General features: G+C 65.2%; 25 protein-coding genes and 2 pseudogenes. 8 read left to right on the forward strand and 19 right to left on the reverse strand.

What is annotated here, in order from left to right; all coding sequences use genetic code 11:
- Window positions 1–35: 35 nt before the first annotated feature.
- Window positions 36–1,181: pseudogene (locus tag ACVMB0_RS06260) on the reverse strand (N-6 DNA methylase); the annotation flags it as partial.
- Window positions 1,182–1,557: 376 nt separating this feature from the next.
- Here ACVMB0_RS06260 and ACVMB0_RS06265 point away from each other — a divergent pair.
- From ACVMB0_RS06265 to ACVMB0_RS06275, 3 genes are all read left to right on the forward strand, one after another.
- Window positions 1,558–2,958: a selenium-binding protein SBP56-related protein gene (locus tag ACVMB0_RS06265; RefSeq protein WP_461345651.1), complete on the forward strand. Its 1,401-nt coding sequence runs from the start codon at window positions 1,558–1,560 to the stop codon at window positions 2,956–2,958.
- 2 nt (window positions 2,959–2,960) lie between these two features.
- Window positions 2,961–3,629 carry a hypothetical protein gene (locus ACVMB0_RS06270; protein WP_461345652.1) on the forward strand — a complete coding sequence of 223 codons (669 nt, stop codon included), beginning with the start codon at window positions 2,961–2,963 and terminating at the stop codon, window positions 3,627–3,629.
- A gap of 143 nt (window positions 3,630–3,772) precedes the next feature.
- Window positions 3,773–4,921, forward strand: coding sequence for a LysM peptidoglycan-binding domain-containing protein (locus tag ACVMB0_RS06275; RefSeq protein ID WP_461345653.1), 1,149 nt, complete (start codon window positions 3,773–3,775; stop codon window positions 4,919–4,921).
- A 20-nt stretch (window positions 4,922–4,941) separates the two neighbouring features.
- Here ACVMB0_RS06275 and ACVMB0_RS06280 read toward each other — a convergent pair whose 3' ends face one another.
- Window positions 4,942–5,244, reverse strand: a complete 303-nt coding sequence (locus ACVMB0_RS06280) for a c-type cytochrome (protein WP_461345654.1) — start codon at window positions 5,242–5,244, stop codon at window positions 4,942–4,944.
- Window positions 5,245–5,344: 100 nt separating this feature from the next.
- Between ACVMB0_RS06280 and ACVMB0_RS06285 the strand changes: the two genes are divergently transcribed.
- On the forward strand, window positions 5,345–6,238 hold the full coding sequence (locus ACVMB0_RS06285; protein WP_461345655.1) for an NAD-dependent protein deacetylase: 894 nt from the start codon (window positions 5,345–5,347) through the stop codon (window positions 6,236–6,238).
- Window positions 6,239–6,404: 166 nt separating this feature from the next.
- Here the strand turns inward: ACVMB0_RS06285 and ACVMB0_RS06290 are convergent, their stop codons facing one another.
- The 9 genes and pseudogenes from ACVMB0_RS06290 to dctA form a co-directional block, all read right to left on the reverse strand.
- A complete protein-coding gene (locus ACVMB0_RS06290; RefSeq protein WP_456751659.1) occupies window positions 6,405–6,701 on the reverse strand; it encodes a hypothetical protein in 297 nt (98 codons plus the stop codon).
- Window positions 6,698–6,976: a cell division topological specificity factor MinE gene (gene minE / locus ACVMB0_RS06295; protein WP_026192121.1), complete on the reverse strand. Its 279-nt coding sequence runs from the start codon at window positions 6,974–6,976 to the stop codon at window positions 6,698–6,700. Before minE ends, ACVMB0_RS06290 begins: the two co-directional genes overlap by 4 nt.
- The gene (gene minD / locus ACVMB0_RS06300; protein WP_456751658.1) at window positions 6,976–7,791 is read right to left on the reverse strand and encodes a septum site-determining protein MinD; all 816 of its coding nucleotides are present in this window, start codon (window positions 7,789–7,791) and stop codon (window positions 6,976–6,978) included. The genes minE and minD overlap by 1 nt, the downstream gene beginning before the upstream one ends.
- Window positions 7,792–7,816: 25 nt before the next feature.
- Complete coding sequence (minC, locus tag ACVMB0_RS06305; protein WP_456751657.1) at window positions 7,817–8,527, reverse strand: septum site-determining protein MinC; 711 nt, start codon at window positions 8,525–8,527, stop codon at window positions 7,817–7,819.
- A 167-nt stretch (window positions 8,528–8,694) separates the two neighbouring features.
- The gene (locus tag ACVMB0_RS06310; protein WP_456797062.1) at window positions 8,695–8,958 is read right to left on the reverse strand and encodes a hypothetical protein; all 264 of its coding nucleotides are present in this window, start codon (window positions 8,956–8,958) and stop codon (window positions 8,695–8,697) included.
- 47 nt (window positions 8,959–9,005) lie between these two features.
- Window positions 9,006–9,806 carry a TetR/AcrR family transcriptional regulator gene (locus ACVMB0_RS06315; protein ID WP_456797061.1) on the reverse strand — a complete coding sequence of 267 codons (801 nt, stop codon included), beginning with the start codon at window positions 9,804–9,806 and terminating at the stop codon, window positions 9,006–9,008.
- A 52-nt stretch (window positions 9,807–9,858) separates the two neighbouring features.
- A complete protein-coding gene (locus ACVMB0_RS06320) occupies window positions 9,859–10,755 on the reverse strand; it encodes a tripartite tricarboxylate transporter substrate-binding protein (RefSeq protein WP_461349608.1) in 897 nt (298 codons plus the stop codon).
- Between the two features lie 126 nt (window positions 10,756–10,881).
- Window positions 10,882–11,811, reverse strand: coding sequence for a LysR substrate-binding domain-containing protein (locus ACVMB0_RS06325; protein ID WP_461345656.1), 930 nt, complete (start codon window positions 11,809–11,811; stop codon window positions 10,882–10,884).
- 24 nt (window positions 11,812–11,835) lie between these two features.
- Window positions 11,836–13,135, reverse strand: a pseudogene (gene dctA / locus ACVMB0_RS06330) (C4-dicarboxylate transporter DctA).
- A 278-nt stretch (window positions 13,136–13,413) separates the two neighbouring features.
- Here dctA and ACVMB0_RS06335 point away from each other — a divergent pair.
- The 4 genes from ACVMB0_RS06335 (at window position 13,414) to ACVMB0_RS06350 (ending at window position 17,725) form a co-directional block, all read left to right on the forward strand.
- A complete protein-coding gene (locus ACVMB0_RS06335) occupies window positions 13,414–14,556 on the forward strand; it encodes an FAD-dependent monooxygenase (RefSeq protein WP_461345657.1) in 1,143 nt (380 codons plus the stop codon).
- 23 nt (window positions 14,557–14,579) lie between these two features.
- A complete protein-coding gene (locus ACVMB0_RS06340; protein ID WP_456797060.1) occupies window positions 14,580–14,978 on the forward strand; it encodes a carboxymuconolactone decarboxylase family protein in 399 nt (132 codons plus the stop codon).
- Window positions 14,968–15,819, forward strand: a complete 852-nt coding sequence (locus ACVMB0_RS06345; RefSeq protein WP_461345658.1) for an alpha/beta fold hydrolase — start codon at window positions 14,968–14,970, stop codon at window positions 15,817–15,819. The genes ACVMB0_RS06340 and ACVMB0_RS06345 overlap by 11 nt, the downstream gene beginning before the upstream one ends.
- A gap of 247 nt (window positions 15,820–16,066) precedes the next feature.
- Entirely contained in the window at window positions 16,067–17,725 is a 1,659-nt protein-coding gene (locus ACVMB0_RS06350) for an alkaline phosphatase family protein (RefSeq protein WP_461345659.1), read from the forward strand.
- A 126-nt stretch (window positions 17,726–17,851) separates the two neighbouring features.
- Here the strand turns inward: ACVMB0_RS06350 and ACVMB0_RS06355 are convergent, their stop codons facing one another.
- From ACVMB0_RS06355 to ACVMB0_RS06390, 8 genes are all read right to left on the reverse strand, one after another.
- Window positions 17,852–18,622: an urease accessory protein UreD gene (locus ACVMB0_RS06355; protein ID WP_461345660.1), complete on the reverse strand. Its 771-nt coding sequence runs from the start codon at window positions 18,620–18,622 to the stop codon at window positions 17,852–17,854.
- A 65-nt stretch (window positions 18,623–18,687) separates the two neighbouring features.
- Window positions 18,688–19,338 carry an urease accessory protein UreG gene (gene ureG / locus ACVMB0_RS06360; protein ID WP_456797056.1) on the reverse strand — a complete coding sequence of 217 codons (651 nt, stop codon included), beginning with the start codon at window positions 19,336–19,338 and terminating at the stop codon, window positions 18,688–18,690.
- On the reverse strand, window positions 19,335–21,041 hold the full coding sequence (gene ureC / locus ACVMB0_RS06365; protein ID WP_461345661.1) for an urease subunit alpha: 1,707 nt from the start codon (window positions 21,039–21,041) through the stop codon (window positions 19,335–19,337). The genes ureG and ureC overlap by 4 nt, the downstream gene beginning before the upstream one ends.
- 2 nt (window positions 21,042–21,043) lie before the next feature.
- Window positions 21,044–21,742, reverse strand: coding sequence for an urease subunit beta (ureB, locus tag ACVMB0_RS06370; protein ID WP_461345662.1), 699 nt, complete (start codon window positions 21,740–21,742; stop codon window positions 21,044–21,046).
- A 16-nt stretch (window positions 21,743–21,758) separates the two neighbouring features.
- Window positions 21,759–22,439 carry an urease accessory protein UreF gene (locus ACVMB0_RS06375; protein ID WP_456751644.1) on the reverse strand — a complete coding sequence of 227 codons (681 nt, stop codon included), beginning with the start codon at window positions 22,437–22,439 and terminating at the stop codon, window positions 21,759–21,761.
- Window positions 22,426–22,881, reverse strand: coding sequence for an urease accessory protein UreE (gene ureE / locus ACVMB0_RS06380; RefSeq protein ID WP_461345663.1), 456 nt, complete (start codon window positions 22,879–22,881; stop codon window positions 22,426–22,428). The genes ACVMB0_RS06375 and ureE overlap by 14 nt, the downstream gene beginning before the upstream one ends.
- A 132-nt stretch (window positions 22,882–23,013) precedes the next feature.
- Window positions 23,014–23,316 carry a putative quinol monooxygenase gene (locus ACVMB0_RS06385; RefSeq protein WP_461345664.1) on the reverse strand — a complete coding sequence of 101 codons (303 nt, stop codon included), beginning with the start codon at window positions 23,314–23,316 and terminating at the stop codon, window positions 23,014–23,016.
- Window positions 23,316–24,830, reverse strand: a complete 1,515-nt coding sequence (locus ACVMB0_RS06390) for an amidase (protein WP_461345665.1) — start codon at window positions 24,828–24,830, stop codon at window positions 23,316–23,318. The genes ACVMB0_RS06385 and ACVMB0_RS06390 overlap by 1 nt, the downstream gene beginning before the upstream one ends.
- Window positions 24,831–24,837 lie beyond the last annotated feature (7 nt).

A 24,837-nucleotide genomic window follows, 5' to 3' on the forward strand; every position in this document is an offset into this window, starting at 1 on the left:
CCATCAGCGGACATTGCGCTAGTTGTTGCGATCGCCTACGAGATGCGCGCCGTGGCGCTCCAGTCCCCGATATCGTGCAGCTTTGTCCGGATCAGATCAAACCGCTTTACCGCGGCAGCAATAGTCTGCTGCCGGTCAAGATCAAAGGACCCGTCCGGCCGAATCGGAATTGCCGCAGTGAGCTGGCGGGCACGTCCAGAGAATAGCTTGGCTTCGTAGATGAAGTTGCCGGCCGCAATGGAGCGGCGGAGTTCCGAAGCAAGATAGTCGAGGTCAATCTGGTCACTAAGAATTTCGATCCCAATCACATCGTCCGTTATCGTGTACTTTTCTTCTCGACGGACGAACACCTTGCCCACCGCCTTGGCACCATTTGCGATAACGGTGACGAGAGGCTTGGTTTCAACTGGGATCTTATTAGCCTTTAGCCATTTGGCCGAGATACTCCCCTTGATGGCGTTAGCTTCCTTGAAGCAAGAGAACACCGGCACATCTCCGCGGTTCTTCTCTATGTCCTCATTCCTGACGCGTTCCCCCGAGCGCACTTTGAAGAATCTGTCATCTGATAGTGAGACCGTTGCGGTAGGACCGTCGGTCAACGCGGCTAGTTCGGCCTTCGCCGAGGCCAAGTCGGCCACAATCTCTTCGATCTGGGTGATGGCATCGTCGATGAATTCGGTGCGCTCGACCGCAGCAGCCTGCACCCCAAGCTCCACAAGCTCTTCTTCGGACCAAAACCGAGCAATGTCCCAGCGATCACTTGCGCTAAAATCCTCTGGCGAAACGATCTTTACCAGTGTGCTAGCCGCTGCCTTTGATGCATCCCGCTTCTCATCCCAAGCTATGAAACGGTCCGCCACTTCTTCGAGATCGTTGTCGTCGGGCGTCGGCACGCGTCGAACGTCCAATGTCTCGCCGATTGACCGCACGTAGCCGCAGAACACCGGTGGCCTGCTATCGACCTCGGTATGCCGTCGTTCCAAGACAAGGATGCTCGTGGGCTGCGACGTATTGAAGAACGAATTTCGCGGGAGGGTGATCGACGCGAGAAGATTGCACTCATCCAAAAGCTTCTGTTTTGGCCTAGCTTCCGTTCGATTGAGCATCCCGAGCGGGACGATGATATAGGCACGGCCGCCAGGTTTCAAAGCACCAGAGATATAGCGCATAAACAGCGCCTCTAGTCGCCCGTTATCAACGCGACTACTCGCTAGGCGTGGACGAGGGCACGACGAATCTTTGCGTCCTCAGTCTCTGAGCCGGAATATAGCTCGCGGAGAACTGATGATCGATAGTGGTGTCGCGAAGGCCGCCTAGGGTCAGGGGCTGATGCCGATGCGTTCTCGGCGCCCGTCCGTCCAAAGTTCAATAGCAGACCTCCAGCTGCAGAACGTCACAGCTCAAGTGGATGCGCGCGTGTTTCCGGGAGGCGCATGATGCCGTAAGCTGTGCGCAGCCAACCTCGCGCCCAGCGGAGTGCCAGGCCGACCATTCAGAGCATTGCAACGCTGCGCACGGCCGACGTTGGCGACAAGCCGATAGAACCGGGAGGACGTCATGACGATGCGACCCGACCCTACGTTTCACGCCTCGCCCAAGCTTGCGATGGAGGCGCCGCCGGAGCAATTCGCCTATACGCTGCTGCTCAGTCCCGACTTCAAGAAACCCGACGCGCTCGCGGTGATCGACGTCAGGCCGGGCTCGAAGACCTACGGCAAGATCGTCCACACCGTGACGATGCCGAACAAGGGCGACGAGTTCCATCACTTCGGCTGGAACGCCTGCTCCTCCGCACTGTCACCGCTCACAGGGCATGCCTTCATCGAGCGGCGCTACCTCATCATTCCCGGACTGCGGTCGTCGCGCATCTACATCATCGACACCAAGCCCTCGCCGCTCGAAGCCAAGATCCACAAGATCATCGAGCCGGAGGAAGTGTTCAAGAAGACCGGCTACTCGCGGCCGCACACTATTCATTGCGGACCGGACGGCATCTATGTCTCCACCCTCGGCGGCGGCGGCAAGGACGGCACGCAAGGCCCGCCCGGCATCTTCATCATGGATTGCGAGACCTTCGACGTGCTCGGCCGCTGGGAGATCGACCGCGGGCCGCAAACGCTGCACTATGATTTCTGGTGGAACCTGCCGCGCGATTACATGGTGTCGAGCGAGTGGGCGCTGCCGCCGCAATTCGAGAACGGCATCGTGCCTGAGGACCTGCTGGCGAACAAATACGGCCACCGGCTGCATTTCTGGGATTTGCGCGCGCGGCGCAACGTGCAGACCATCGACCTCGGCGCCAATCACCAGATGGCGCTCGAGGTCAGACCCGCGCATGATCCGATCCGCGAATACGGCTTTGTCGGCGTCGTCGTCGACACCACCAACCTCGAAGCCTCGATCTGGACCTGGTGGCGCGAGGGCGGAAAATTCCACGCCGAGAAGACCGCGGTCATCCCGCCCGAGCCGGCGCCGAAGGAGAAGCTCCCGCCGCTGCTGCAGGGGTTCGGCGCCGTGCCGCCGCTGGTGACCGACATCGACCTGTCGATGGACGACCGCTTCCTCTACGTCTCCTGCTGGGGCACCGGCGAAATGCGCCAATACGACGTCCGCGATCCGCGGAAGCCGAAGCTCGCACGCTCGGTGCATATCGGCGGCATCGCCCGCCGCACGCCGCATCCGAACGGCAAGGCGTTTGCCGGCGGCCCGCAGATGGTCGAGATCAGCCGCGACGGCAAGCGGGTGTACTGGACCAACTCGCTGTATTCGACCTGGGACGACCAGTTCTATCCCGACGGCATGCCGGGCGCCGAGGTGATGGCCAATGTCGGCGCCAACGGGGGGCTGGAACTCGCCAAGGACTATTTCGTCGACTTCCCCGAGGGCTATCGCCCGCATCAAATCCGCCTCGAGGGCGGCGACTGTTCGACGGATTCGTTCTGCTATCCGTCGGTCTGACATTGAGTGGCGTCGATCCGACGGCCATCTGGCTGTGGTTCGCGATCATCGCAAGCGGCCTCTATCACGGAATCAATCCGGGCATGGGCTGGCCGCTCGCGGTGTCCGCGGGCCTGATGGACAAATCGCCGCGCGCCGTGGTCGGCGCGCTGCTGCCGCTGTCGGCGGGCCATCTCGCAGCGATGCTGCTCGTGCTGCTGCCGTTCGCGCTGCTGATCGCGCTGGTGGAATGGCAGCGCCCGATCCAGGTCGCGGCCGGCATTATCGTCATCGGCTTCGGCCTGATGCGCCTGGTCGATCGCCGCCATCCGCGCGCCCTCGCGCGGATTCCGCCGGCCAGATTGGCGCTCTGGTCGTTCGCTGTGGCGATTGCACATGGTGCAGGCCTGATGCTGCTGCCGATCTATCTCGGCCTCTGCGCGACGTCATCGGCGCACGACGGCCACACGGCCGCAGCCCGGATGATCGACCAGAATCTGGCGATGGCGCTCCTGGTCGCATTCGTCCACACCGCCGCCATGCTGTGTGCCGGTGGCCTGCTGGCATGGCTGGTCTATCGCTATCTCGGCGTGAGATTCGTTGCGCGGAGCTGGTTCAACCTGGAGATGGTCTGGGCGCTCAGCCTGGTTCTTGTGGGCACCGCAGCGCTTGCCGTCAGTGTCGCGGCGTAGCGCTGAGCTGCCCGGTCGGCCGTGCCGCTCAAGGGAGTAATCCTTTCATCCGACTTGATGGGGTGCGCAAACCGGCGCACTCTGTTCCGGAAACCTCACGAGGCTGCAGGGGAGCGCGGACACACGGGGACATTGATCCGCGGATGATGATCATGAACGCTACGGCGATGCGATTGGTCATACCGTTGCTGGCACTTGCCGCCGGCGGCACGGCGGCGCTCGTCTTCGGTATCCGCCAAACCCAGCAGATCCTGAGCACAAGCCCGCGCCTGATGGCGACGGCGCCATCCGCTCCCACACAAGACGCACCAAACCAAGACAGGACCGCGCTGGCGAAGGCACAAACCGAGACAGCGGCCCTGACCGACGCCCTCGCAGGATCGTCGCCGGCAACGGGTGGCGACGCGGTGCCGGAATTCGACGTCGTCAACATCGAGCCGACCGGCGGGACCGTTGTTGCTGGCCGGGCACCCCCGGGCACGACGGTGGAATTGCTGCGCAACGGCGAGGTGCACGATCGCGCCGTGGCCGACAAATCCGGCCAGTTCGTCATGGTGCCGCGCCCGCTTCCGCCGGGAAATTACGACCTGACCCTGCGCATGACGCGTGACGGCAAGCAGGTGACCTCGACGCAGAGCGTGGCCGTGGCGCTGGATGCTGCGGCACGGGAGCGGCCGATGGTGGCACTGATGGCGCCGGACAAGCCGGTGCGTGTGCTGTCGCAACCTGCCGCGGCGGCGCCGGCGGCCGGCAAGGTGACCGTCGAGGCGGTCGAGACCGAACCGGGGGGCAAGCTCCATGTCAGCGGTCAGGCCGCGCCCGGGGCAACCGTCCGGTTCTATCTCAACGGCGGCTTGATCACGTCGGCCACCGCCGACCAGACGGGACACCTCTCGGTCACGATCAACCAAGGCGTCACCGCCGGCGACTACCGGATCCGGCTCGACGATGTCGACCCCGGCTCGGGCAAGGTCCGTGCACGCGCCGAAGTGCCGTTCAACGTTCCGGACGCGGCCATGACCGCGTCGATCCCGGCGTCGAGCGGTGCGAATGCAACCACACCGCAGCTCGCGGCGGCGACGCCCACCGCCGCATCAAGCTCCCCCTCCGCCGTCATCGTGCCGAAGATCGCGACGACCACCGTCGTCCGCGGCGACAGCCTGTGGCGGATCAGCCAGCGCGCATTCGGCGCCGGGCAGCGCTACGCCGTGATCTATCGGGCCAACGCGCAGCAGATCCGTAATCCCAATTTGATCTATCCCGGCCAGGTCTTCGTCGTGCCGGCACGGTGAGACCGGCGTTGCGCCAACGGTCATTTGCCGGGGGATTTCAGGAAAGCGACGATCCTGGCGCGATCCTCCGCCGAGCGCACGCCGGTGTACGGCTTCATGCCGTTACCCGACACCACGGCCTCGGGATCCTCGATGAAGCGCAGCAGTGTGCGCTCATCCCAGACGATGCCGGATGATTTCATCGCCTCCGAATAGGGAAAGTTCGCGACCGATCCGGCCTTGCGGCCGACGATATTGTGCAGGTTCGGGCCGACACGGTTGTCGCCGTCCCTGACGGTGTGGCAGGTGCGGCAGGAATTGTTGAACGCCTGCTCACCGGACACGCCTGCATCCTGACCATGAGACGGCGTCAACGGCAGGGATATCAACCCGCAAACGACGACGATGAATCCTTGACGCATCGATCGCTCCGTCGGAAGTGCCATGCCGTCAACGCAGAGATCACGTGAAAGGTCCGCTCGCGGCAGGGCCCACATCTGGCGGAGCCACGCGCGCCGCACTAGATGTGCCCGCATGCAGCACCCCGCCCTCGAGGATTTCGTCGCCGGCCACCAGCGCCTGTTTGTCCTGACCGGGGCCGGATGCAGCACCAATTCGGGCATTCCCGATTACCGCGACAGCGACGGCAACTGGAAGCGGACGCGGCCGGTCACCATCCAGGCATTTCTGGGCGAGGCTGCGACGCGGCAGCGCTACTGGGCGCGCAGCATGGTGGGGTGGCGGCGGTTCGGCCGCGCGGCGCCGAACGGCGCGCATCGCGCGCTGGCGAAGCTCGAACAGCAAGGTCGCTGCGAGCAGCTCGTGACCCAGAATGTCGACCGGCTGCACCAGGCCGCGGGCAGCGAGCATGTGATCGACCTGCACGGCCGGCTCGATGTGGTGCGCTGCCTCGGCTGCAGCGCAACGATGCCGCGTGAGCAGTTTCAGGGCGAGCTGGCGCGGCTCAATCCGGCCTGGCTCACGCTCGATGCCGCCGACGCGCCCGACGGCGATGCCGATCTCGAGCAGGATTTTTCATCATTCGCGGTGCCGGCCTGCACGGCCTGCGGCGGCGTGCTGAAGCCCGACGTGGTGTTCTTCGGCGAGAACGTGCCGCGCGAGACGGTGGCATCGGCACAGGCGCATCTCGAGCAGGCCGACGCCGTGCTGGTGGTCGGCTCCTCGCTGATGGTCTATTCCGGCTTTCGCTTCGTCCGGATGGCAGAGCAGCTCGGCCTGCCGATCGCCGCCGTCAATCTCGGCCGCACCCGCGCCGACGATTTGCTCACGCTCAAGGTCGAGGCCCAGTGCGAGACGGCGCTGTCGTTTTTGCTGTAGGCCGCTGCCGCTTCAGCTCAGCGCTCCCCAATAGGATCGTCATTCCGGGGCGACGCGAAGCGTCGAGCCCGGAATCCATTGTTCCGCATCGCCCGTGGCTCAATGGATTCCGGGCTCGCGCCAAGAGGCGACCCCCGGAATGACAACTCCCGTGAGAAATCGCCCTCTACGCGCGATGGCGCGGCGCCTTGGCCATCGGCATGTTGGCGTTCCAATGCGTCCAGCTGACGCTGGCGAGACTGCCGAGATCCGTCGCCAGCGGACGGCGGGTACGGCGCTCGTACTCGGCGATGCAGCGGCCTGATTCGCCAATCTTGCGCTGCAATTCGTCGATCGTCATCTGCGTCGCGCGGCCGCAATTGGCCTTGCCGAGCTGATCCGCCTCGATCGCCTTCAAGGCCGCACGCAGCTTCTTGAGCTGCGCGCGCTGCCAGGCGATGTGACTGTCGCTGTCTACCGTCATGTGGCCGCCACCATCTTTGATCGTTGCACGCCATTGGGAACCTCGATGTCGACTTCGAGCATCGAGACGAACTTGCCGCGGTCCATCCGGACCACGACCTTGTCGGGATCGACGTCGATGTGCTTGGAGACCACGCTCAGGATTTCCGAGCGGAGCGTCTCCAGCAGGTCGGGTGCGCCGGTCCGGCCGCGCTCATGCGAAAGCAGGATTTGCAACCGCTCCCGCGCGACGGGCGCCGATGCGGCGCGGCCGCCGAACAGCCGCATTACGTTCATCATGCCGCCCTCCGTCGCAGCAACCTGTCCATCAGCCCCTTGCGCTCGACCGGCACCACCATCTCGACCGCTTCGCCCATCAGGCGCCGCACTGCGTCGGTATAGGCCTTGGCCGGCGCGCTGCCCGCCGCGTTCAGCGTCACCGGGCAGCCGACATTGGAGGCGCGCAGCACGTCCTGGCTCTCTGGGACGATGCCGAGCAGCGGCGTGGCGAGGATCTCCAGGATGTCGTCGATCGACAGCATCTCGCCGCGCGCGGCGCGGCCGGCATCATAGCGGGTGACCAGAAGATGCTTCTCGACCCGCTCGCCGCGCTCGGCGCGGACCGTCTTGGAATCCAGCATGCCGATGATGCGGTCGGAGTCGCGCACCGACGACACTTCCGGATTGGTGACGATGATGGCTTCGTCGGCATAGCGCATCGCGAGCGTCGCGCCGCGTTCGATGCCGGCCGGGCTGTCGCACAGGATCCAGTCGAACTTGGTCTTGAGGTCGGCGATCACGCGCTTGACGCCCTCTTCGGTCAGCGCGTCCTTGTCGCGGGTTTGCGATGCCGGCAGCAGCCAGAGATTTTCCAGCCGCTTATCGCGGATCAGGGCCTGCGGCAGCTTGGCGACGCCCTGCACCACATTGATGAGGTCGAACACCACGCGCCGCTCGGCGCCCATCACGAGGTCGAGGTTGCGCAGGCCGACGTCGAAATCGATGACGACGACGTTCTGGCCCATTTGCGCAAGCGCCGCGCCCAAGGCGGCAGTAGAGGTCGTTTTGCCGACCCCGCCCTTCCCAGACGTCACGACCAAAACCTTGGCCATTCTCTCTCTCCTTGTAGTCAGTCGGTCAGTTCAATGGTGTGATGCGCAGCATTTCGCCCTCGAGCCACGCCTGGGCGGGCCGGTTGCGCAAGCTGTCGGCGATGTCATCTGCGGTCTGGTAGTAGCCGTCGATAGCGAGCAGTTCGGCTTCGATCTTCTGGCAGAAGATCCGCGCCGCCGAATTGCCGTTGATGCCGGCCATCGCGCGGCCGCGCAGCGTGCCGTAGACATGGATCGAGCCGCCGGCGACGATCTCGGCGCCGGAGCCGACCGAGCCGAGCACGGTGACGTCGCCCTCGGCGAACACGATCGACTGGCCGGAGCGGACCGGGCTCTCCAGCAGCAGCGACGGCAGCTTGCTCTTGTCCTTGTCCTTCTCTTTCGGCTGCGGCGCCTTCGGCTCGACATGGGTGATCGCGCAGGCCCGGCCGCCGGTCAAAAGCGGCGGCATGTTGGCGCCGAGCTTGGATTCGTCGACCCCCTCGATGCCGAGGATGCGGATGTTGCGTTCACCGAGGCTGCCGATCAGATGCGCGATCGCGGCCTGGCTGAGGTCGACCGACGCGAGGTCCAGCACCACAGGCTTGCCGGTGAAGAAGCCCGGCGATTTCGCCAGCGTCGCGTCAATCTCGGCGAGCCAGGACACGACAGGCACGACCGGCGAGAAAACGAACGCAACATAGGAACGGCCGCGCATGCGGACCTGCTGACGTGCGACCTGTTGAGTTGCGTCCATCGCCCCTGACTCGGTTGTCTTGTCGAATGGTTAACAATCGGACCGCATGGTTAATCAAAGGTTAACGGAAGGGGGTGTTTTCACGGATTTGAGACGGCTGCTCCGGCGGCAACCGCCACTGGCTGCGAACTGTGGCCCGGATGCAAACTCCTGGAGCCGACGGCCGATCAACGCCGCGCTGACGGCGATCGCTCGGCCTGCACGGAGGCATCGAACACGGCGCGGCATGACGGGCTGAGCTGCTCGACCTGCGCAGCCATGCAATCCCTGATCCGCTCGCGGTCCGGAATGTAGGCACCGCACAGCCGCACCGCGTCACCCATGCAGGCCTGACGCTGCATCGATTCGTTCGGTCCGGACTGGGCCACAGCGGGCGTCACGGCGGGCGCAATGGTTGCGGCGATAAGCACGAGGGCAAGACGAAGTTTCATGGATCACTCTCTCACTGGTGGTTGAAATGCCGGGTCGAGACGGATTGTCACGACTGCGGCGTGCCGGCGTTGCCGGCTGCGGGATCGACGTCGGCTTGCGACGGCGGAAGGTGCAGAAGTGTTGCGATCGTGGTGTCGAGCAGCCGGGTCCAGGCGGCTTCCGCGTCGATCTCGGGCGCAATCCGGCCGAGCAGCATCGGGAAGGACGGCGGCTGGTTGAGCGCGGCATTGAGCAGCGCGAAGAACAGCGCCGGATGGCTGCTGCGGATGATCCCGGCATCGATGCCGGCCTGGAAAAGCTCGCGCGCCGACTCATACGCCGGACGCAGCAGCTTCTCGGTCACCTGCGTGGCGCGCTCGGGGCTCTCGGCGCCGCGCCGAACCACGAAATTGCGCACCTCCGGATGCGCCGCGTAGAAGGTCGCGACGCGGATGATCAGCACGCGCAGCCGATCGCCAAGGGAACGGCTGCTGTCGTGGGCAATCGCATGCACTTCGGCCATCGCGGGCACGGCAAGCGTCACGATGCGGTCGAGGCAGGCCTCCCACAGCGCGGCCTTGTTGCCGAAATGAACGCGCACGAGATTCGGCGCGACACCCGCCGCCGCCGCGACACTGCGCAGGTCGGCGCCATCGAAGCCGAGATTTGCGAAGGCCTCGGTCGCCGCGATCAGCAGCGCCTGACGGCCATCAGGCAAGTCCTTGCTGCGGCGTCCCTTGGGACGTCCCTTGGGCCGGGAATTGGGCCGGGCGATTGTCGCCGGCGCCGTTTTGCTCGTATCGGTCATCGCCACCATTATATGTTCGATTGAACATATAATGGTGCAGGCCGACCGTTCAAGGGGCAAACCCCAAGTCGGGGAATTCGCCTAAAACACCCATTCAGTCAGACGATTACGCCTATTCCGGCTTGATGTTGGCCGACTTGACGATCGGCCACCATTTCTCGATTTCGGCGGCCTGATGGTCGCGCAGCGCGGCGGAGCTCTGCTTGTCCGGCGGCGGAATCTCCTGACCGAGCTCGGCGAAGCGTTGCCGCACGACGGGCTCGGCGAGCGCAGTCATCGCGGCCTTCGACAGCGTCGCCACGATCTCGGCGGGCGTACCCTTCGGGGCCCAAATGCCGTGCCAATAGGCGATGGTGAGCCCCGGCAATCCGGCTTCATCAACGGTTGGAATCTCGGGCGCCGAGGCCAGCCGCGACGACTGCGTCACCGCAAACGACTTCACGGTCCCGCTCTTCACCTGCGGCAGCGAGTTGGAGGCCTGATCGAACATGATGTCGATATGCCCGGCCATCAGATCGTTCAGCGCGGGACCGGCGCCGCGATACGGCACGAAAGAGAAGTTCGTGTTCGTCAACTGCTGGAAGAACACACCGGCGACATGCGCGCCCGATCCCGGACCGGCGGTGCCCGCCGTCGCCTTGTCGCCATTGGCCTTGAGCCAGGCGATCAGCTCCTTCAGATTCTGCGCCGGCAGGTCGGGCCGGCCGATGATCAGCTGCGGTCCGCTGGCGATCAGCGCGACTGGCGCGAATTCGCGCACGTCATATGGCAGCTGATAGATCGCGCCGTTGAGGCAGTGCGTGCCCCAATGCCCGATCGTGATCGTGGTGCCGTCCGGCGCCGCACGCGAGGCACGCAGGCCGGCGACGGTGCCGGAGGCGCCCGTGACATTCTCGATGATGACGGGATGGCCGAGCGTATTGCGCATGTATTCGGCGAGGATCCGCGCCAGCACATCGGTCGGCCCGCCGGCGGCGAACGGCACGATCATGGTGATCGGCCGCGCCATGGTCTCCGCGCGCGCACCTCGCGATGCAAGCGGCAGCGTCGCGGCACCAAGTGCGAGTTGCAGGAATGGCCGGCGAGACATGTTGGGCATGCGCGTTCCCCCTGATGCTGTCTTAGAGCTCGTCGTTTAGAAGCTCCAGCCCTTCGACTTGCCCCAGTCCATCATGAATTGCTCGGTCTCACGCCCGGCATCGGCGAGCCATGCGGTGAAGTCGGCGATCGCGCCGGCGCTGTCATTGTCGGCGAGATAGAACGAGCGATATTCGCGCTTGCGTAGCCCGAGATCGCCGAACGGCAGGCAGAGCTGGCCCGCCATCAATTCGTCGATCACCAGAAACAGCGGAAACAGCCCGATGCCGATGCGCTCGATGGTCGCCTGCAGCGCGAAGAACATCTGCTCGAACCGCAGCGTCTCCTGGTCCGCGCTCATCTCGCCGCCTGCCTGGGCCAGCCAGCGCGGCCAGTCATAGGGCTCAGTCAGATAGGTGATCAGGGTGTGATGCCGCAGATCGTCGGGGGTGGCGAGGCGGCCTCGGCTCAACAGGTCGACATGGCAGACCGGCGCGATCAGCTCGGTCATGAAGTGCTGCGACATCCAGCCCACCGGCTCGCCGACATTGCCGCGGATCGCGACGTCGAACGATCGGTCGTTGACGTTAAGCGGCCCGATCGAGGTCAACAGCCGCAGCTCGACATCGGCGCGCATGCGCTGGAACGAGGCGATGCGGCGGATCAGCCAGCGCATCGCAAAGGTCGGCGGCGCGCTGACCCGCAGCACCGACGGCGAGCCGTACGCCTTCATGTCCATCGAGGCGAGCGCCAGGCGATCGAGGATCGCCGTGACCTCGCGATAATAGATCTGCCCGGCGGCGGTCAGCGTCAGTTGCGACGGCGCGCGGCGAAACAGCTTGACGCCGAACCAGTCCTCGAGAAGCGCGACCTGGCGGCTGACGGCACCGTGGGTGACGAGCAGCTCTTCAGCGGCCTTGGTGAAGCTGACGTGCCGCGCGGCCGCCTCGAATGTCCGCACCGCGTTGAGCGGTGGCAACTTTCTCATGATCCTGTCGCGTCTCCGGAAGGCTCAGGAGGATAGCGTGGCGGCGTCGGGATTGTCGAGGGCGCGGACGAATTGCGCGCGGTCGAGGTCGCCTTCCCAGCGCGCCACCACCACGGTCGCCACCGCCGTGCCGATGAAATTGGTCAGCGCACGCGCTTCCGACATGAAGCGGTCGATGCCGAGCAACAGTGCGATGCTTGCTACCGGGACGTGGCCGATCGAACCCAGCGTCGCGGCGAGCACGATGAAGCCGCTACCCGGCACCGCGGCGCCCCTTCGAGGTCAGCAGGCAGACCACGACGAGACCGATCTGCTGCATCAGCGACATCGGCGTGTCGGTGGCCTGGGCGAGGAACACGGCGGCCATGGTGAGATAGATGCAGGTGCCGTCGAGATTGAAGGTGTAGCCGGTCGGGATCACCAGGCCGACGGTCGATTCGGCGCAGCCTGCAGCCTTCATCTTGTCGATGAAGCGCGGCATCACCGATTCCGAGCCCGACAGGCCGAGCACCAGCAGCAGCTCTTCCCGCAGATAGCGGATCAGCTTGAAGATGCTGAAGCCGGCAAGCCGCGACACGATGCCGAGCCCTGCGATCACGAACAGCACGCAGGTGAGATAGAACACCAGCATGAAGTGCGACAGCGCGACGATCGAGCCGACGCCGTATTTGCCGATGGTGAAGGCCATGGCGCCGAACGCGCCGATCGGCGCGATCCGCATGATCATGCCGATCAGGATGAACAGGATCTTCGACAGCTTCTCGATCGCCACCAGCACCGGCTTGCCGCCTTCGCCATAGCGCTGCAGGGCGATCCCGAACAGCACGGCAAAAAATAGCACTTGCAGCGTGTCGCCGTTGGTGAACGCGCCGCCCACGGTCGAGGGAATGACGTTCATCAGGAAGCCGACCACGGTCTGGTCGTGCGACTGGGTCACGTAGGTGGCAACGAGGCGGGAATCCAGCGAAGCGGCCGAGACGTGCATGCCGGCGCCGGGCCGCGCCAGGTTGATCACGATCAGGCCGATGATGAGCGCCGCGGTGGTCGCAACCTCGAAATAGATGATTGTCTTCAGACCGATCCGTCCGGCCTTGCGCATGTCGCCGAGGCTCGCAATGCCGTGCACTACGGTGAGGAAGACGATCGGCGCGATCGCCATCTTGATCATCTTGATCAGCGCGTCGCCGAGCGGCTTCAGCGCTGCGCCGATATCCGGCCAGAGGTAGCCGACCAGCACGCCCAGCGCGATGCCGATCAGCACCTGGACATAGAGACGCGCATGCCAGGGCGCTGCGGCGACGTCGAGACGGGCAGCACCCGTCATTGGTGATCGTGGACATGGGCGGCGATCCTCTGGAGTCTTGATGTTGGCCGCGCCATCGGTGGATGCACCGCTGCAGCAGCGGCGGAACGTTGGCGGGCGATCGCGCCGAGCGCAAACGAGTTAAGCTCAGGCAGCGTGACCTCAGCTCACAGGCTGGTACCGGGCGCGTGAGCCCACCTCACGCTCCGTCAGCATTACTCGTTTGCGGGCGCCTGCCGCTTTGACCGACAACGGCAAGGAAGCCGGTCGTCAACCGGCGCAAGCTGTGAGGAACGACGATGAGCAGACTTTCGGTGGCGGTGATCGGCGCCGGCATGGGCGGACTGGCCTCGGCGGCGGCGCTGAGCCGCGCGGGTGTCGATGTGACGGTATACGAACAGGCCCAGCGCTTCACCCGGCTCGGCGCCGGCATCCAGATCGGCTGCAACGCCATGAAGGTGATGCGGGCCTGGGACCTGGAGCCGGCGCTGCGCCGCGCGGCGTTCTACCCGCGCTCCTGGAACAACAAGGAATACGACACCGGCGAGGTGCGCTTCGACATGGTGTTCGGCCCTGCCGCGGAGGAGCGCTACGGCGCACCCTATCTGCTCGGGCATCGCGGCGACCTGCATGCGGCGCTGGCCAGCGCCGTGCCGGATCATCTCGTCCGGCTCGACCACAAGCTCACTGCGATCGAACAGCGCGCCGACGGTTCGGTGGCGCTGACCTTCGCCAACGGCCACAGCACGGCGGTCGACGCGGTGGTGGCGGCCGACGGCGTGCATTCCTTCGTCAAGGAGCGGCTGTTCGGCCGCGACGAGCCGAACTTCACCGGCCGCATCGCCTATCGCACCGTGTTTCCGGCATCGCTGCTCAACGGCTATCCGATCGACGACTGCACCAAATGGTGGGGACCGGATCGCCACATCGTGATCTATTACGTCAAGCCCGATCGCAGCGAGGTCTATTTCGTCACCAGCCAGCCGGAGCCCGGCTTCACGGTGGAATCCTGGTCGGCGACCGGCGACATCAACGAATTGCGCAAGGCGTTCGAAGGCTTCCATCCCCAAGTCCGCAGGGTGCTGGAGGCCTGCCCGTCGGTGCACAAATGGGCGCTGGTCGACCGTGATCCACTGCCGCGCTGGAGCGAGGGCAACATCACGCTGCTCGGCGATGCCTGCCATCCGATGACGCCCTACATGGCGCAGGGCGCGGCGATGGCGATCGAGGATGCCGCGGTGCTGTCACGCTGCCTCGCGGGCGTCGATCGCGACGGCGTCGCCGAGGCCTTCCGCCGCTTCGAGGCGACGCGCAAGCCACGCACCTCGCGCGTGCAGGCGAGCTCGCGCACCAACACCTGGCTCAAGAACCCGACCGATCCGGACTGGGTCTACGGCTACGACGCCTGGACCACGCCGCTCGCCGAGCCGGCGCTGGCCTGACCACAATCGAAATGGAGACGATGATGACCGACGCCAATCCCCGCGGCGAGAAGTTCGAGCGCGGCTTGCAAACCCGCCGCACCGTGCTCGGCGACGCCTATGTCGAGCGCTCGCTGAAGGCGGCCGACGAGTTCAACTGGCCGATCCAGAAGCTCGCGACCGAATATTGCTGGGACGAGATCTGGAATCGCCCCGATCTCGACAAGCGCAGCCGAAGCCTGCTCAACCTCGGCATGATCGCAGCGCTGAACCGGCCGCACGAGCTCAAGGTACATATCCGCGGCGCACTCAACAACGGCCTGAGCAAGAGCGAGCTGCGCGAGGTGTTTTTGCAAATCGCGGTGTATTGCGGCATGCCCGCCGGGCTCGACAGCTTCCGCATCGCCAAGGATGTGTTCGCGGAGATGGGCCTTGTCGACTGAACCGGCCCCGATCGTCACCGCCGCATGGCAGGGCTTCGTCCGGCACGACGTGCCGGGCAAGGCCGGGCGGCTCAGCGTCCGTGTCGGCGGCGCCGGTCACCGCGCGCCGGTGCTGCTCTGCCACTCGATCCTGACCAGCAGCGCGATCTGGCACCGCCAGGCCCTCGCGCTTGCCGCCCGCGGCCATCGCGTGTTCGCCCTCGACAGCCGGGGCCACGGACAATCCGAGGCACCGCGCGGTCCGTATACGATGGACCACCTCGTGGCGGATGCCATCGCGGTGCTCGATCATTTCGAGATCGCGCGGGCGCATGTGATCGGCGTCTCGCAGGGCGGCATGACGGCGTTCGGGCTCGGCGTGCGCCATCCCGACCGCCTGCTCAGCCTGTGCGTGATCGCCGCGCGCGCCGATGCGCCGCCGCCGTTCGCGGCCGCATGGGACGATCGGATCGCTCTCGTGCAAGCTCAGGGCATCGCGCCGCTCGCGGCCCCGACCGCCGAGCGCTGGTTCGGACGGGCTTTTCTCGAGGCCCATCCCGCCATCGCCACCGCGCTGCTCGACTGCATCAACGTGACCGATCCCGCGGGCTTCATCGGCTGTGCCCGCGCGATCCAGTCCCTCGCCTATCTCGACGGTGTGAAGACGATGCAGGTGCCGCTAACGATGATCGTCGGCGCAAACGACCAGCTGCTGGTGCAGCCGATGACCGAACTCGCGGCGATGCTTGATTGCCGGCTTGCGATCGTTCCCGACGCCGGGCACCTGCCCCAGGTCGATCACCCCAGCGAGGTCGAGACCGCGATCGAACGGCATTTGCGGGAAGCCGCTCGATCCGAGTGACGCGCGTCCGCCGCGGTCGCCGCGGCTCCCAGCAAAAACATCGAAAACAACCCCATGCAAAGGTGCGGGCGGCCGCCGCCTGCACCAATTCGCGCCATCGGCGTGACGATCCTTGGATGCCGGTCAGCCCCCGGCCGGTCATCGAACTCGCAAGAAAGCGTCATCCCGCCGTCAACTGACCGCGACAGATTGTCGCGGCCAGCGCGGGCGATTCAAAATCTCACCGGAAATCGAGAGGGGCGAACTCATGAGTGGTTTTCGTGACTATTTCTTGTCGACTGCCGCGATCGCGGCGGCCATGCTGGCTTGCGGCGTCGCGGTCGCGCATGCCGATGATGACAACGACCATTCGCAGCGACATCGCTACAAGCACGTCCTGCTGATCAGCGTCGACGGCATGCACGCTGTCGATTTGAAGCGTTGGGTCGAAAGCCGTCCGGGCGGCAACTTCGCGCAGCTCAGCGGCAAGGGCGTGGTCTATCCGAACGCCTTCACCACCGCGCCCTCCGACAGCTATCCCGGCATGCTGGCGCAGGTCACGGGCGCCACACCGAAGGGCGGCGGCCTGTTCTATGACGACAGCTATGATCGCACCGAATATCCGGCGAAGGCCTTCTATACCAGCCAGGGTCTTGCCGATCCCGGTTGCGTAAGCCCCGCAGGAACCGAACTCACCAATTTCGAAGCGCTCGACAAGAGCTACAACTATTCCAGCGGATTGGTCGCCGATTACACCGCCGGCGGCACGCTCGGTCAGGTCTACACCCAGCTCGATCCGGATCACATGCAGCGCAAGCTGGTGAACGGCGAGTGCAAGCCGGTCTATCCGCACGAGTACGTGCGCACCAACACGATCTTCGAGGTGATCAAGCAGGCCGGCATGCGCACGGCTTGGTCCGACAAGCATCCCGCCTATGAGGATCTCGCCGGCCCGTCGGGCAAGGGCCTCGACGAGCTGTTCACGCCGGAGATCAATTCGCAGGACACGATCGACCCCGGCGCGCAGCCCGGCGACGACTACACCACGAGCTACACCGGCGTCCGCTCCTACGATTCGCTGAAGGTGCAGGCGGTGCTGAACTGGATCGACGGCTATGACGGCACGCGAAGCAAGCGTCAGCCGGTGCCTGCGATTTTCGGCATGAACTTCCAGGCGGTCAGCGTCGGCCAGAAGCTCGCCAAGGCCGGCCACGCCGATACCGACAAGTCGCTGGTCGGCGGCTACGCCGACGGCAAGGCGACGCCCGGCAATGCGCTCACGCTGCAATTCCAGTTCGTCGACGACGCGCTCGGCAAGTTCGTCAACGAGCTCAAGGCGCAAAACCTCTACGACTCGACGCTGATCATCGTCAGCGCCAAGCACGGCCAGTCGCCGATCGACGTCAAGGACCGCGTGGCGATCTCCGACGCGCTGTACAGCAGCACGCCCGGTTTCGGCAGCAACGGCTTCGAAATCTGCGATGACGAGGCGCTGGTCTGGCTGTCGCCGGAGTTGCAGCAGGCGACCAATCCGGCGACCGGCCATCCCTATTATGCCGACGCCAAGGCCTACATCCTGGCTCACGCCGCCGACTTGCATATCCAGAAGCTGCTCGACCGCGACGAGCTGACCAGGCTGTATGAGGATCCGTTCCACAACAGCCGGGTTCCGGACTTCATCGCCATCACCGACCACGGCGTGATCTGCACCGGCGGCAGCAAGCTCGCCGAACATGGCGGCTTCTCGGACGACGATCGCAACGTGCTGCTGCTGCTCTCCTCGCCGCGCATCAAGCATGCGCGGGTCATCGAGGACGAGAGCTTCACCACCCAGATCGCGCCGACCATCCTCCGCGCGCTCGACCTCGATCCGCGCAGCCTGCAAGCGGTTCGCGACGAGGGCGTCGAGCCGCTGAAGGAAAAATGAAGCCGCAGCCGCGGGAGCTCCAGCGGCGCACCACAGCGAACGGCTTGCGCGGCAGAGACACCGGGCAAGCCGACCTGCCCGATCTCACGTATCGGCGCCTCGCATAGCGGGGCGCCGATACTCGCATCAGCAGGCGATCGCGCCCGCACGCGCCGTCGGCGCCAGCATTGCTTGACGATAGATCGCCCGGATCCCGTCAAAGGCCGTTCGGATCGGCCGGAGGTCCGTCGCCGCAAGGCGGACACCGAGCCCCGCGGCCTCGGGCAGCACGCTGGCCGCAGCGTACAGGCACGGAATCCGATCCAGAGCGGCGTTCAGCGATGCCTGGAGGCTCGCCAGATCATGCGTTGGGGTCAGCACCAGGAACGCCGATCCAAACGCCCGACGACCGCAAAAGATATCGGGGTCCGGACGCTGCAGCCGCATCCGGTCGATCAGCAGGGGCTCGCCGCCCGATCTGCGCAGGCAGAACGTCGATTCCAGCTCGCGGAAACCGCGGGCTTTCCCGCCGGGATCGTGCATCGTGAATGCGTCGACGATCAAGCTGCAAGCCTCGTCTGCGCAGTCGAGCTCCACGGACTGGCGCAGCGCCGCATCCGGAAACAGGATGCGCGGCTCCGGCAGATATTCCAGGCTGGCGCCATTCGCGACCTGAAGGCTGACGGTCTCGGCGGCGTGAGCATCCGGGTCCGCACGATGCACCGACGTCGCGCCTTGATTGGTGAGGCAGACGGCCGTGCCCGGCTCGAGCACGAGACGCTGCGCCAGGCGATCCTCGCCGTGAACCGCGCCACTTGCCGTCTGCACGATCACGCCGAGGCAATCCGGCCGATCCGGATCGACATGGAAGCTGCGGGTGAGGACGAACGGCCAACGGAACAGGCGCCGGTCGATCACTGTACGATGACCACGACGGGCAAAGCTCAGGTCGAGCCGCAGATCGTCCGCTGTCGCCGCCGGCCTCACGTTCTGAACAGAACCTCGCGCTCGAGCAGATCGACGATCGCATCGATCCCCTCGCCGCGACGGCAATTGGTGAGCAGCACCGGACGATCGCCGCGAACAGTCAGGGCCTCGCGACGCATGCGCTCCAGGTCGACGCCGACATGAGGCGCCAGATCGACCTTGTTGATGACAAGGAGGTCGGCGCGGATGACGCCGGGCCCGCGCTTGCGCGGGATATCGTCGCCCCCGGCCACGTCGATGACGAACATCCAGAAATCGGTCAGATCGCGCGAAAAGGTCGAGGCGAGGTTGTCGCCGCCGCTCTCCAGCAGGATCAGCTCGACGCCGGGAAAGCGCCGCTCGAGTTCGTCCGCCGCCTCGATGTTGAGCGTCGGGTCCTCGCGAATGACGGTGTGAGGGCACGCGCCCGCCTCGACCGCCGACACCCGAGCAGGATCGATCAGCCCGGATCGCCGGATCCGCTCGGCGTCTTCCGCGGTGACCAAATCGTTGGTGATGACGGCAATATCGATGCCGCGCGCCTTGAGCGCCGGGATCAGCCGCTCGACCAGCGCCGTCTTGCCCGAGCCGACCGGCCCTCCGATCCCGACCCGCGCGGCCGCGATATGTGCAGCGCTCGATTCGCCTCTTAGCGTGATTCGATTCATCGCAGCATATACCGCCTGGCAAGCGGCACCTTGGTAGCCGGGGGACACATCAATAGCTTGCCGTCGGCGCGGACTTCGAAGGTCTGCGGATCGACCTCGACATGCGGCTTCGCCGCATTCCGCACCATGTCGGTCTTGCGCAGCTTCCGCACGTTCCTGATCTGGACGAGATCGCGCGTCAGGCCGTGCTTGCGGCCGACGTCGGCATCGATGGCAAGCTTCGAGACGAAGTTGACGCCCAGACGTTGCGGCGCGGCGCCAAGCGCGCCCCACATGCGTTTCTGGATCATCGGTTCCGACAGGCCAAGGCTGCCATTGCCATCGCCCATGGCGGCCCACACGACAAAGCCGTTCTTGATCACCATGTAGGGCTTGATGCCGAAAGACGCGCGCGGCCAGAGCACGAGATCGGCCATCTTGCCGATCTCCACCGAGCCGACCATGTGGTCGATGCCGACCGCGATGGCCGGGTTGATGGTGAGCTTGGCGACATAACGCTTGATGCGTTCATTGTCGGCGCGAACGGTTTTCTCCTCGGGCAGGCGGCCGATCCGGTCCTTCATCACGCTGGCGAGCTGCCAGCATTTCGCGACATTCTCGGCAAGCCGTCCCATGCCTTGCGTATCGGTACCGAAGATCGAGATCGCGCCCATGTCGTGCAGGAAATCCTCCGCGGCCATTGATTGGGCGCGCACCCGCGCTTCGCCGAACATCACGTCCTCGGGCGCATTGTAGTTGAGCTGATGACAGATCATCGTCATCGGCACGCCCTCCTCCATACCGTAGGAGGTGTAGGGATTGGTCGGGTTGGTGGACGAGGGAATCACGTTGTCCCACGACACGACCTTGAGCAGATCCGGCGCATGACCGCCGCCGGCGCCCTCGACGTGATACATGTGGATGGTGCGCCCATCGACGGCGGCCATCGTATCCTCGCAGAAGCCGTATTCGTTGATCGAATCGGTGTGCAGGTGGACCGCGAAATCGTTGCGATCGGCCGCCACCAGGCTCTGGTCGATCACGGCCGGAGCGGCCCCGAAATCCTCGTGGATCTTCACCGACATACCGCCGGCCGCCACCGCCTCCTCGACGGCTTCCGGATTGGACCCGCCGCGCCCGAACAGCGCGTAGTTGAGCGGCGAGAACTCGATCGCCTGGAGGAAGCGCGCAAAGGGTGCGGCGGCACCACTGCCAACATCGAAAACCGGACCCGAGCCGTTGCCGACCAACGTGGTCGTGCCGCCGGCGAGGGCATGGTCGGACTGTTCGGGCGAGATCAGATGCGCATGCGACTCGATCGCGCCGGCGGTGACGATGAACGGGCCGCCGGCGATCGGCGCCGTGGTGTGGCCGACCACCATGTCGGGATGCACATCCGGCATCACGTCGGGATTGCCCGCCTTGCCGATGCCGACGATGCGGCCGTCCCGGATGCCGATGTCGGCCTTCACGATGCCGGTTACCGCATCGACGATCGTGGCATTCTTGATCACTGCATCCAGGATCTTGTGCGAGGACGTCCGGTAGCCGTTGACGCCCTCGCCGTCGCGCAGGTTCTTGCCGGCACCGACCAGCAACTCGTGTCCGTAAGTGGTGTAGTCGTGCTCGATCTCGGCGAGCAGGCTGGTGTCGGCGAGCCGCACCAGATCGCCCTTGGTCGGGCCGTAGAGTTCGCCATAGGCGCGGCGAGTCAGGATGGCCACGGTCAGGCTCCCTGATAGCCGCGGGCGCGGGCCTGCTTCAGCGCCGCGTCGCGCGCCGACGGCGCATCCAGCGGACCGTTGACCAGCCCGGCCTGTCCAAGCACGACCCGGTTGCCCGCGATCGGAACGAGGCGCACCGACTTGGTCACGCCAGGCTCGAAGCGGATGCCGGCGCCGGCCGGCCGATCGATCTTCATGCCCCAGGCCGCCGCGCGATCGAAGCGCAAGGCGCGATTGACCTCGAAGAAATGCGTGTGGCTGCGAACCTGGACGTCACGGTCGCCGGTGTTGACCACCTCGATGGTGACCGCCGGCAGGCCGGCAAAGCTCTCGATGTCTTCGCCGCCTGCGATAATCTCGCCGGGAACGAGATCCTCGGCGACCGCACTATCGCTGGGCGCGATCGGCTCGAACACCGCCATCACCTTGGTACCCTCGGCGAACAGGCATTCGATGTAGAGCATCGGGATCATCTGCGCGACGCCGGGCTCGACGTCGTCGACCGTCAGCAGCCGGCCTGCCATGTCGCGAATGTCCGCATACGGCAGGTCACGCCGCGCCGCCGTCATCACCTCGTCGGTGATGTAGGCGACCGCCTCGGGGTGACTTAGTTTGATCCCGAGCGAACGATTGCGGCGCGCCATTTGCGCGGCGTTGAAGATCAGGAGACGATCCATCTCGGTCGGCGACAGATTCATCATGACGAAGCCACCTCTCCTATGTCGTGAACATCCGAACGTGACGCAGCGGCCCGCGCGACACCGCAATGTCGATGAACGGCGTGAAGCTCGCCGGCTGCGCGTCCGGCCGGGGCGTTTCCGCCAGCAGGTTCGCGAGCAGCCCGCGCGCCACCGCCTGGCTGCGCTGGGCTTCCACATGACCGATGACGCCGAGCCGTACCGCGGCACCGACCAGACCGGTCACCAGCGTCCAGCCCGACATCAACTCCGCTGCATCGAGCTTGAATTCGGCATCGCGGCAGACCACGGCCTGCGCGACCGGTAAATGACCGAGCCGCGCATCCGATGACACCAGCCTGCGGTAAGCGACCGATAGCGGGCCATCGAGCTTGACCCAGACCCCGAGCAGCGCCCTGCCCGCGCGACGCGAACCTTCCCGCATCTCGGCCGACACCGTTGCCGCCTCGGCGAGCCGATCGACCGCAGCAATCGCATCGCAACCCGCCGCATGAAAGGCGCTGCGCAGCAGGATGCGATCCATGGTGGCCCAGCGCCGCACCAATTGATCGGAGATGATGCGGTCGAGCTCGTTGCGATTGGCGAGCATGCCGTCGGCGGCGAGCCCTTCGAGTCCCCAGGAGAACGCGAAGCCGCCGGCCGGATAGGCGCTATCGCCCAGCTGCAGCAGCGCCAGCGCTTGCAATCTATCGAACAGCATCGGCTTCCATCACCTCGCCGGTCTCGAGCAGCGGCATGATGCGCGCGCGATACGTCTCGAGCGGACCATCCAGCGGCACGACGAGCCAGTCGCCGTCGAAGCGGACCCGCCAGTGCAGGTTTCCGGCATTCCATCCGAGCTTGAGCGCCGCCGCCTGATCCGTGGCCTTCAATCGCCACGTCTGCTGCTCGCCAAAACGCACAATGACGGCGCGATCATGCGCGAGAAAGAGCAGCGCGCCATCTACCAACTCTTCATCGCGATCCAGGCTGACCGCGCAGTCGGTTCCACGATCGGTCGTCAGACGAAAGCGCTTGCGACCGACATCCGCCGGCGGCACGAACAGCAGTTCAATGCCGCCGTGATGCTCGACATGATGGAGGCGGCGCGCAAAGGCCGTGTCGTCGGACCTCCCGATGATGCCATGAAGCCGTAACGTCACGATGTTCTCCCGCAATTGATCCGGCGCCGGTCTAAAGCGCGATGAGATTTGGTTGAATCGTCATCGCGCTTTAGCCCTTTGTTTGAGCATGATCTTTTCGGAAAACCGCTTCGCACTTTTCCGGATCATGCTTTAACGCACCGTCGCCGACACCTCCTTTGACGTCACCAGCGTGACCTCGCCGTCGAGGATCGGCTTGGCGATGCCGAAGAAGGTCGCCACCGCGGCCGATCCGTTGTGACGATCCATCGCGGCCTTGTCGGCGAAGCGCTCATAGGTCGTGAACAGGCAGGGATCGTCCTCGCTTTGCGAGATGAAGAACCCGATCGTCTCCGGCTCCTTGGCCGCGACATGGGCCGCGACGTCGCGCAGCGCGTCGCGCATCGTGGCCTCGCGGCCGGATTTCGCCCTGATGATGGCGGTGATCGTGATCATCAGAACTTTCTCCAGTCGCCGTCGGCCTCGAAGGCCTTGGCCGCCTGATAGATGGTCGCCTCGTTGTAATCCCTGGCGATCAGCATCAGGCCGACCGGCAGGCCGTCCGAGAGACCGCAAGGCACGGTCATGGCGGGGTGGCCGGTGACGTCGAACGGGCTGGTGGTGGCGGTCATCTCGAAGGCACGCTGGACCACTTCGGCCAACGGCGCCCCCTTCGCCGGAATCGGCGTCGCGACGCAGGGCAGGGTCGGCATCAGCAGCAAATCGTACGACCCGAACATCCTGTCGTAGGCCGCCTTGGCGGCGATCGCGATGTTGCGGGACTTGGCGTAATAGCGGCCGCGATAGTGGCTGACGCCCCACTGTCCGACCAGCATGCAGAGCTTCAGCGTCTGCGACAGATCGTCGGCACGGTCGCGCCAGGCGGAATGCGCGTCGACCAGGCCCACATCGTAGAGCCCCTTCCAGTTGAAGCCCATGCCGTTGCCGATCATCATCTGAACCAGAAAGCCCTCCAGCGTGATCGGATTCCAGGCCGCGAGCGCGTGCATGTGTTCGGGGATCGAAACCTCCGACACGCTGGCGCCGAGCTTGGCGAAGCGCTCCGCCCCGGCTTTGACCTTGGCGACGACGCCTTCCTGCATGTTCGGCGCCGAGAAGCCCTCCTTGAGGACGCCGATCCTCAGGCCCTTGGCGCCGCGGTTGAGCAGCTCGGTGTAGCTCGTGACCTTCGGCGCATATTGCCGCGGATCATACCCGTCGGGACCGGCCAGCACCTCCAGCAGCAGCGCATTGTCGGCGACGTTCGCCGTCATCGGCCCGGTGTGATCGATCGTCGATTCGATCGGCATCACGCCGGTGTAGGGAACCAGGCCGTGCGTCGCTTTCATGCCGTAAATGCCGCAATAGGACGACGGGATGCGGATCGAGCCGCCCTGGTCGCCACCGATCGCCATGTCGACTTCACCGGCCGCAACCAGCGCAGCGCTGCCTGAGGACGAGCCGCCTGCGGAATACCCCATCTTGAGCGGGTTATGAACCGGCGCCGGATCGGAGGTGTGGCTGCCGCCCGACAGACAGAAATGTTCGCACACCGCCTTGCCGACGATGGTGCCGCCAGCATCGAGGATCCGCGTCACGATGCTCGCGTCGGCAGCTGGAATGAAGCCCTCGAGCGTCGTCGCGCCGTTCATCATGGGAACGCCGGCAAGCGCGACATTGTCCTTCAGCACGACCGTACGGCCGGCAAGCTTGCCGCTGGCCGCACCCTTCACCTCGGTCTTGATCGCCCAGGCGCCGTATTTGTTCTCGCCCGGTGCCGGCTTGGCGCCAGGTACGCGCGGATATTTCACCGGCGGCAGCGGATTCGGCAGCTCGTCGATGACGTCATACGCATCGAACATGCCGCCCATCAACGCGAGATAGTCGCCGGCCTCCTCGACCGACATGTTCATGTGCAGGCTCGCGGCGAGCTCGGCAACATCCTCGGCATTCGGGCGCTTGATAGACATGAGTCAT

This window comes from Bradyrhizobium sp. USDA 4451, assembly GCF_054822585.1.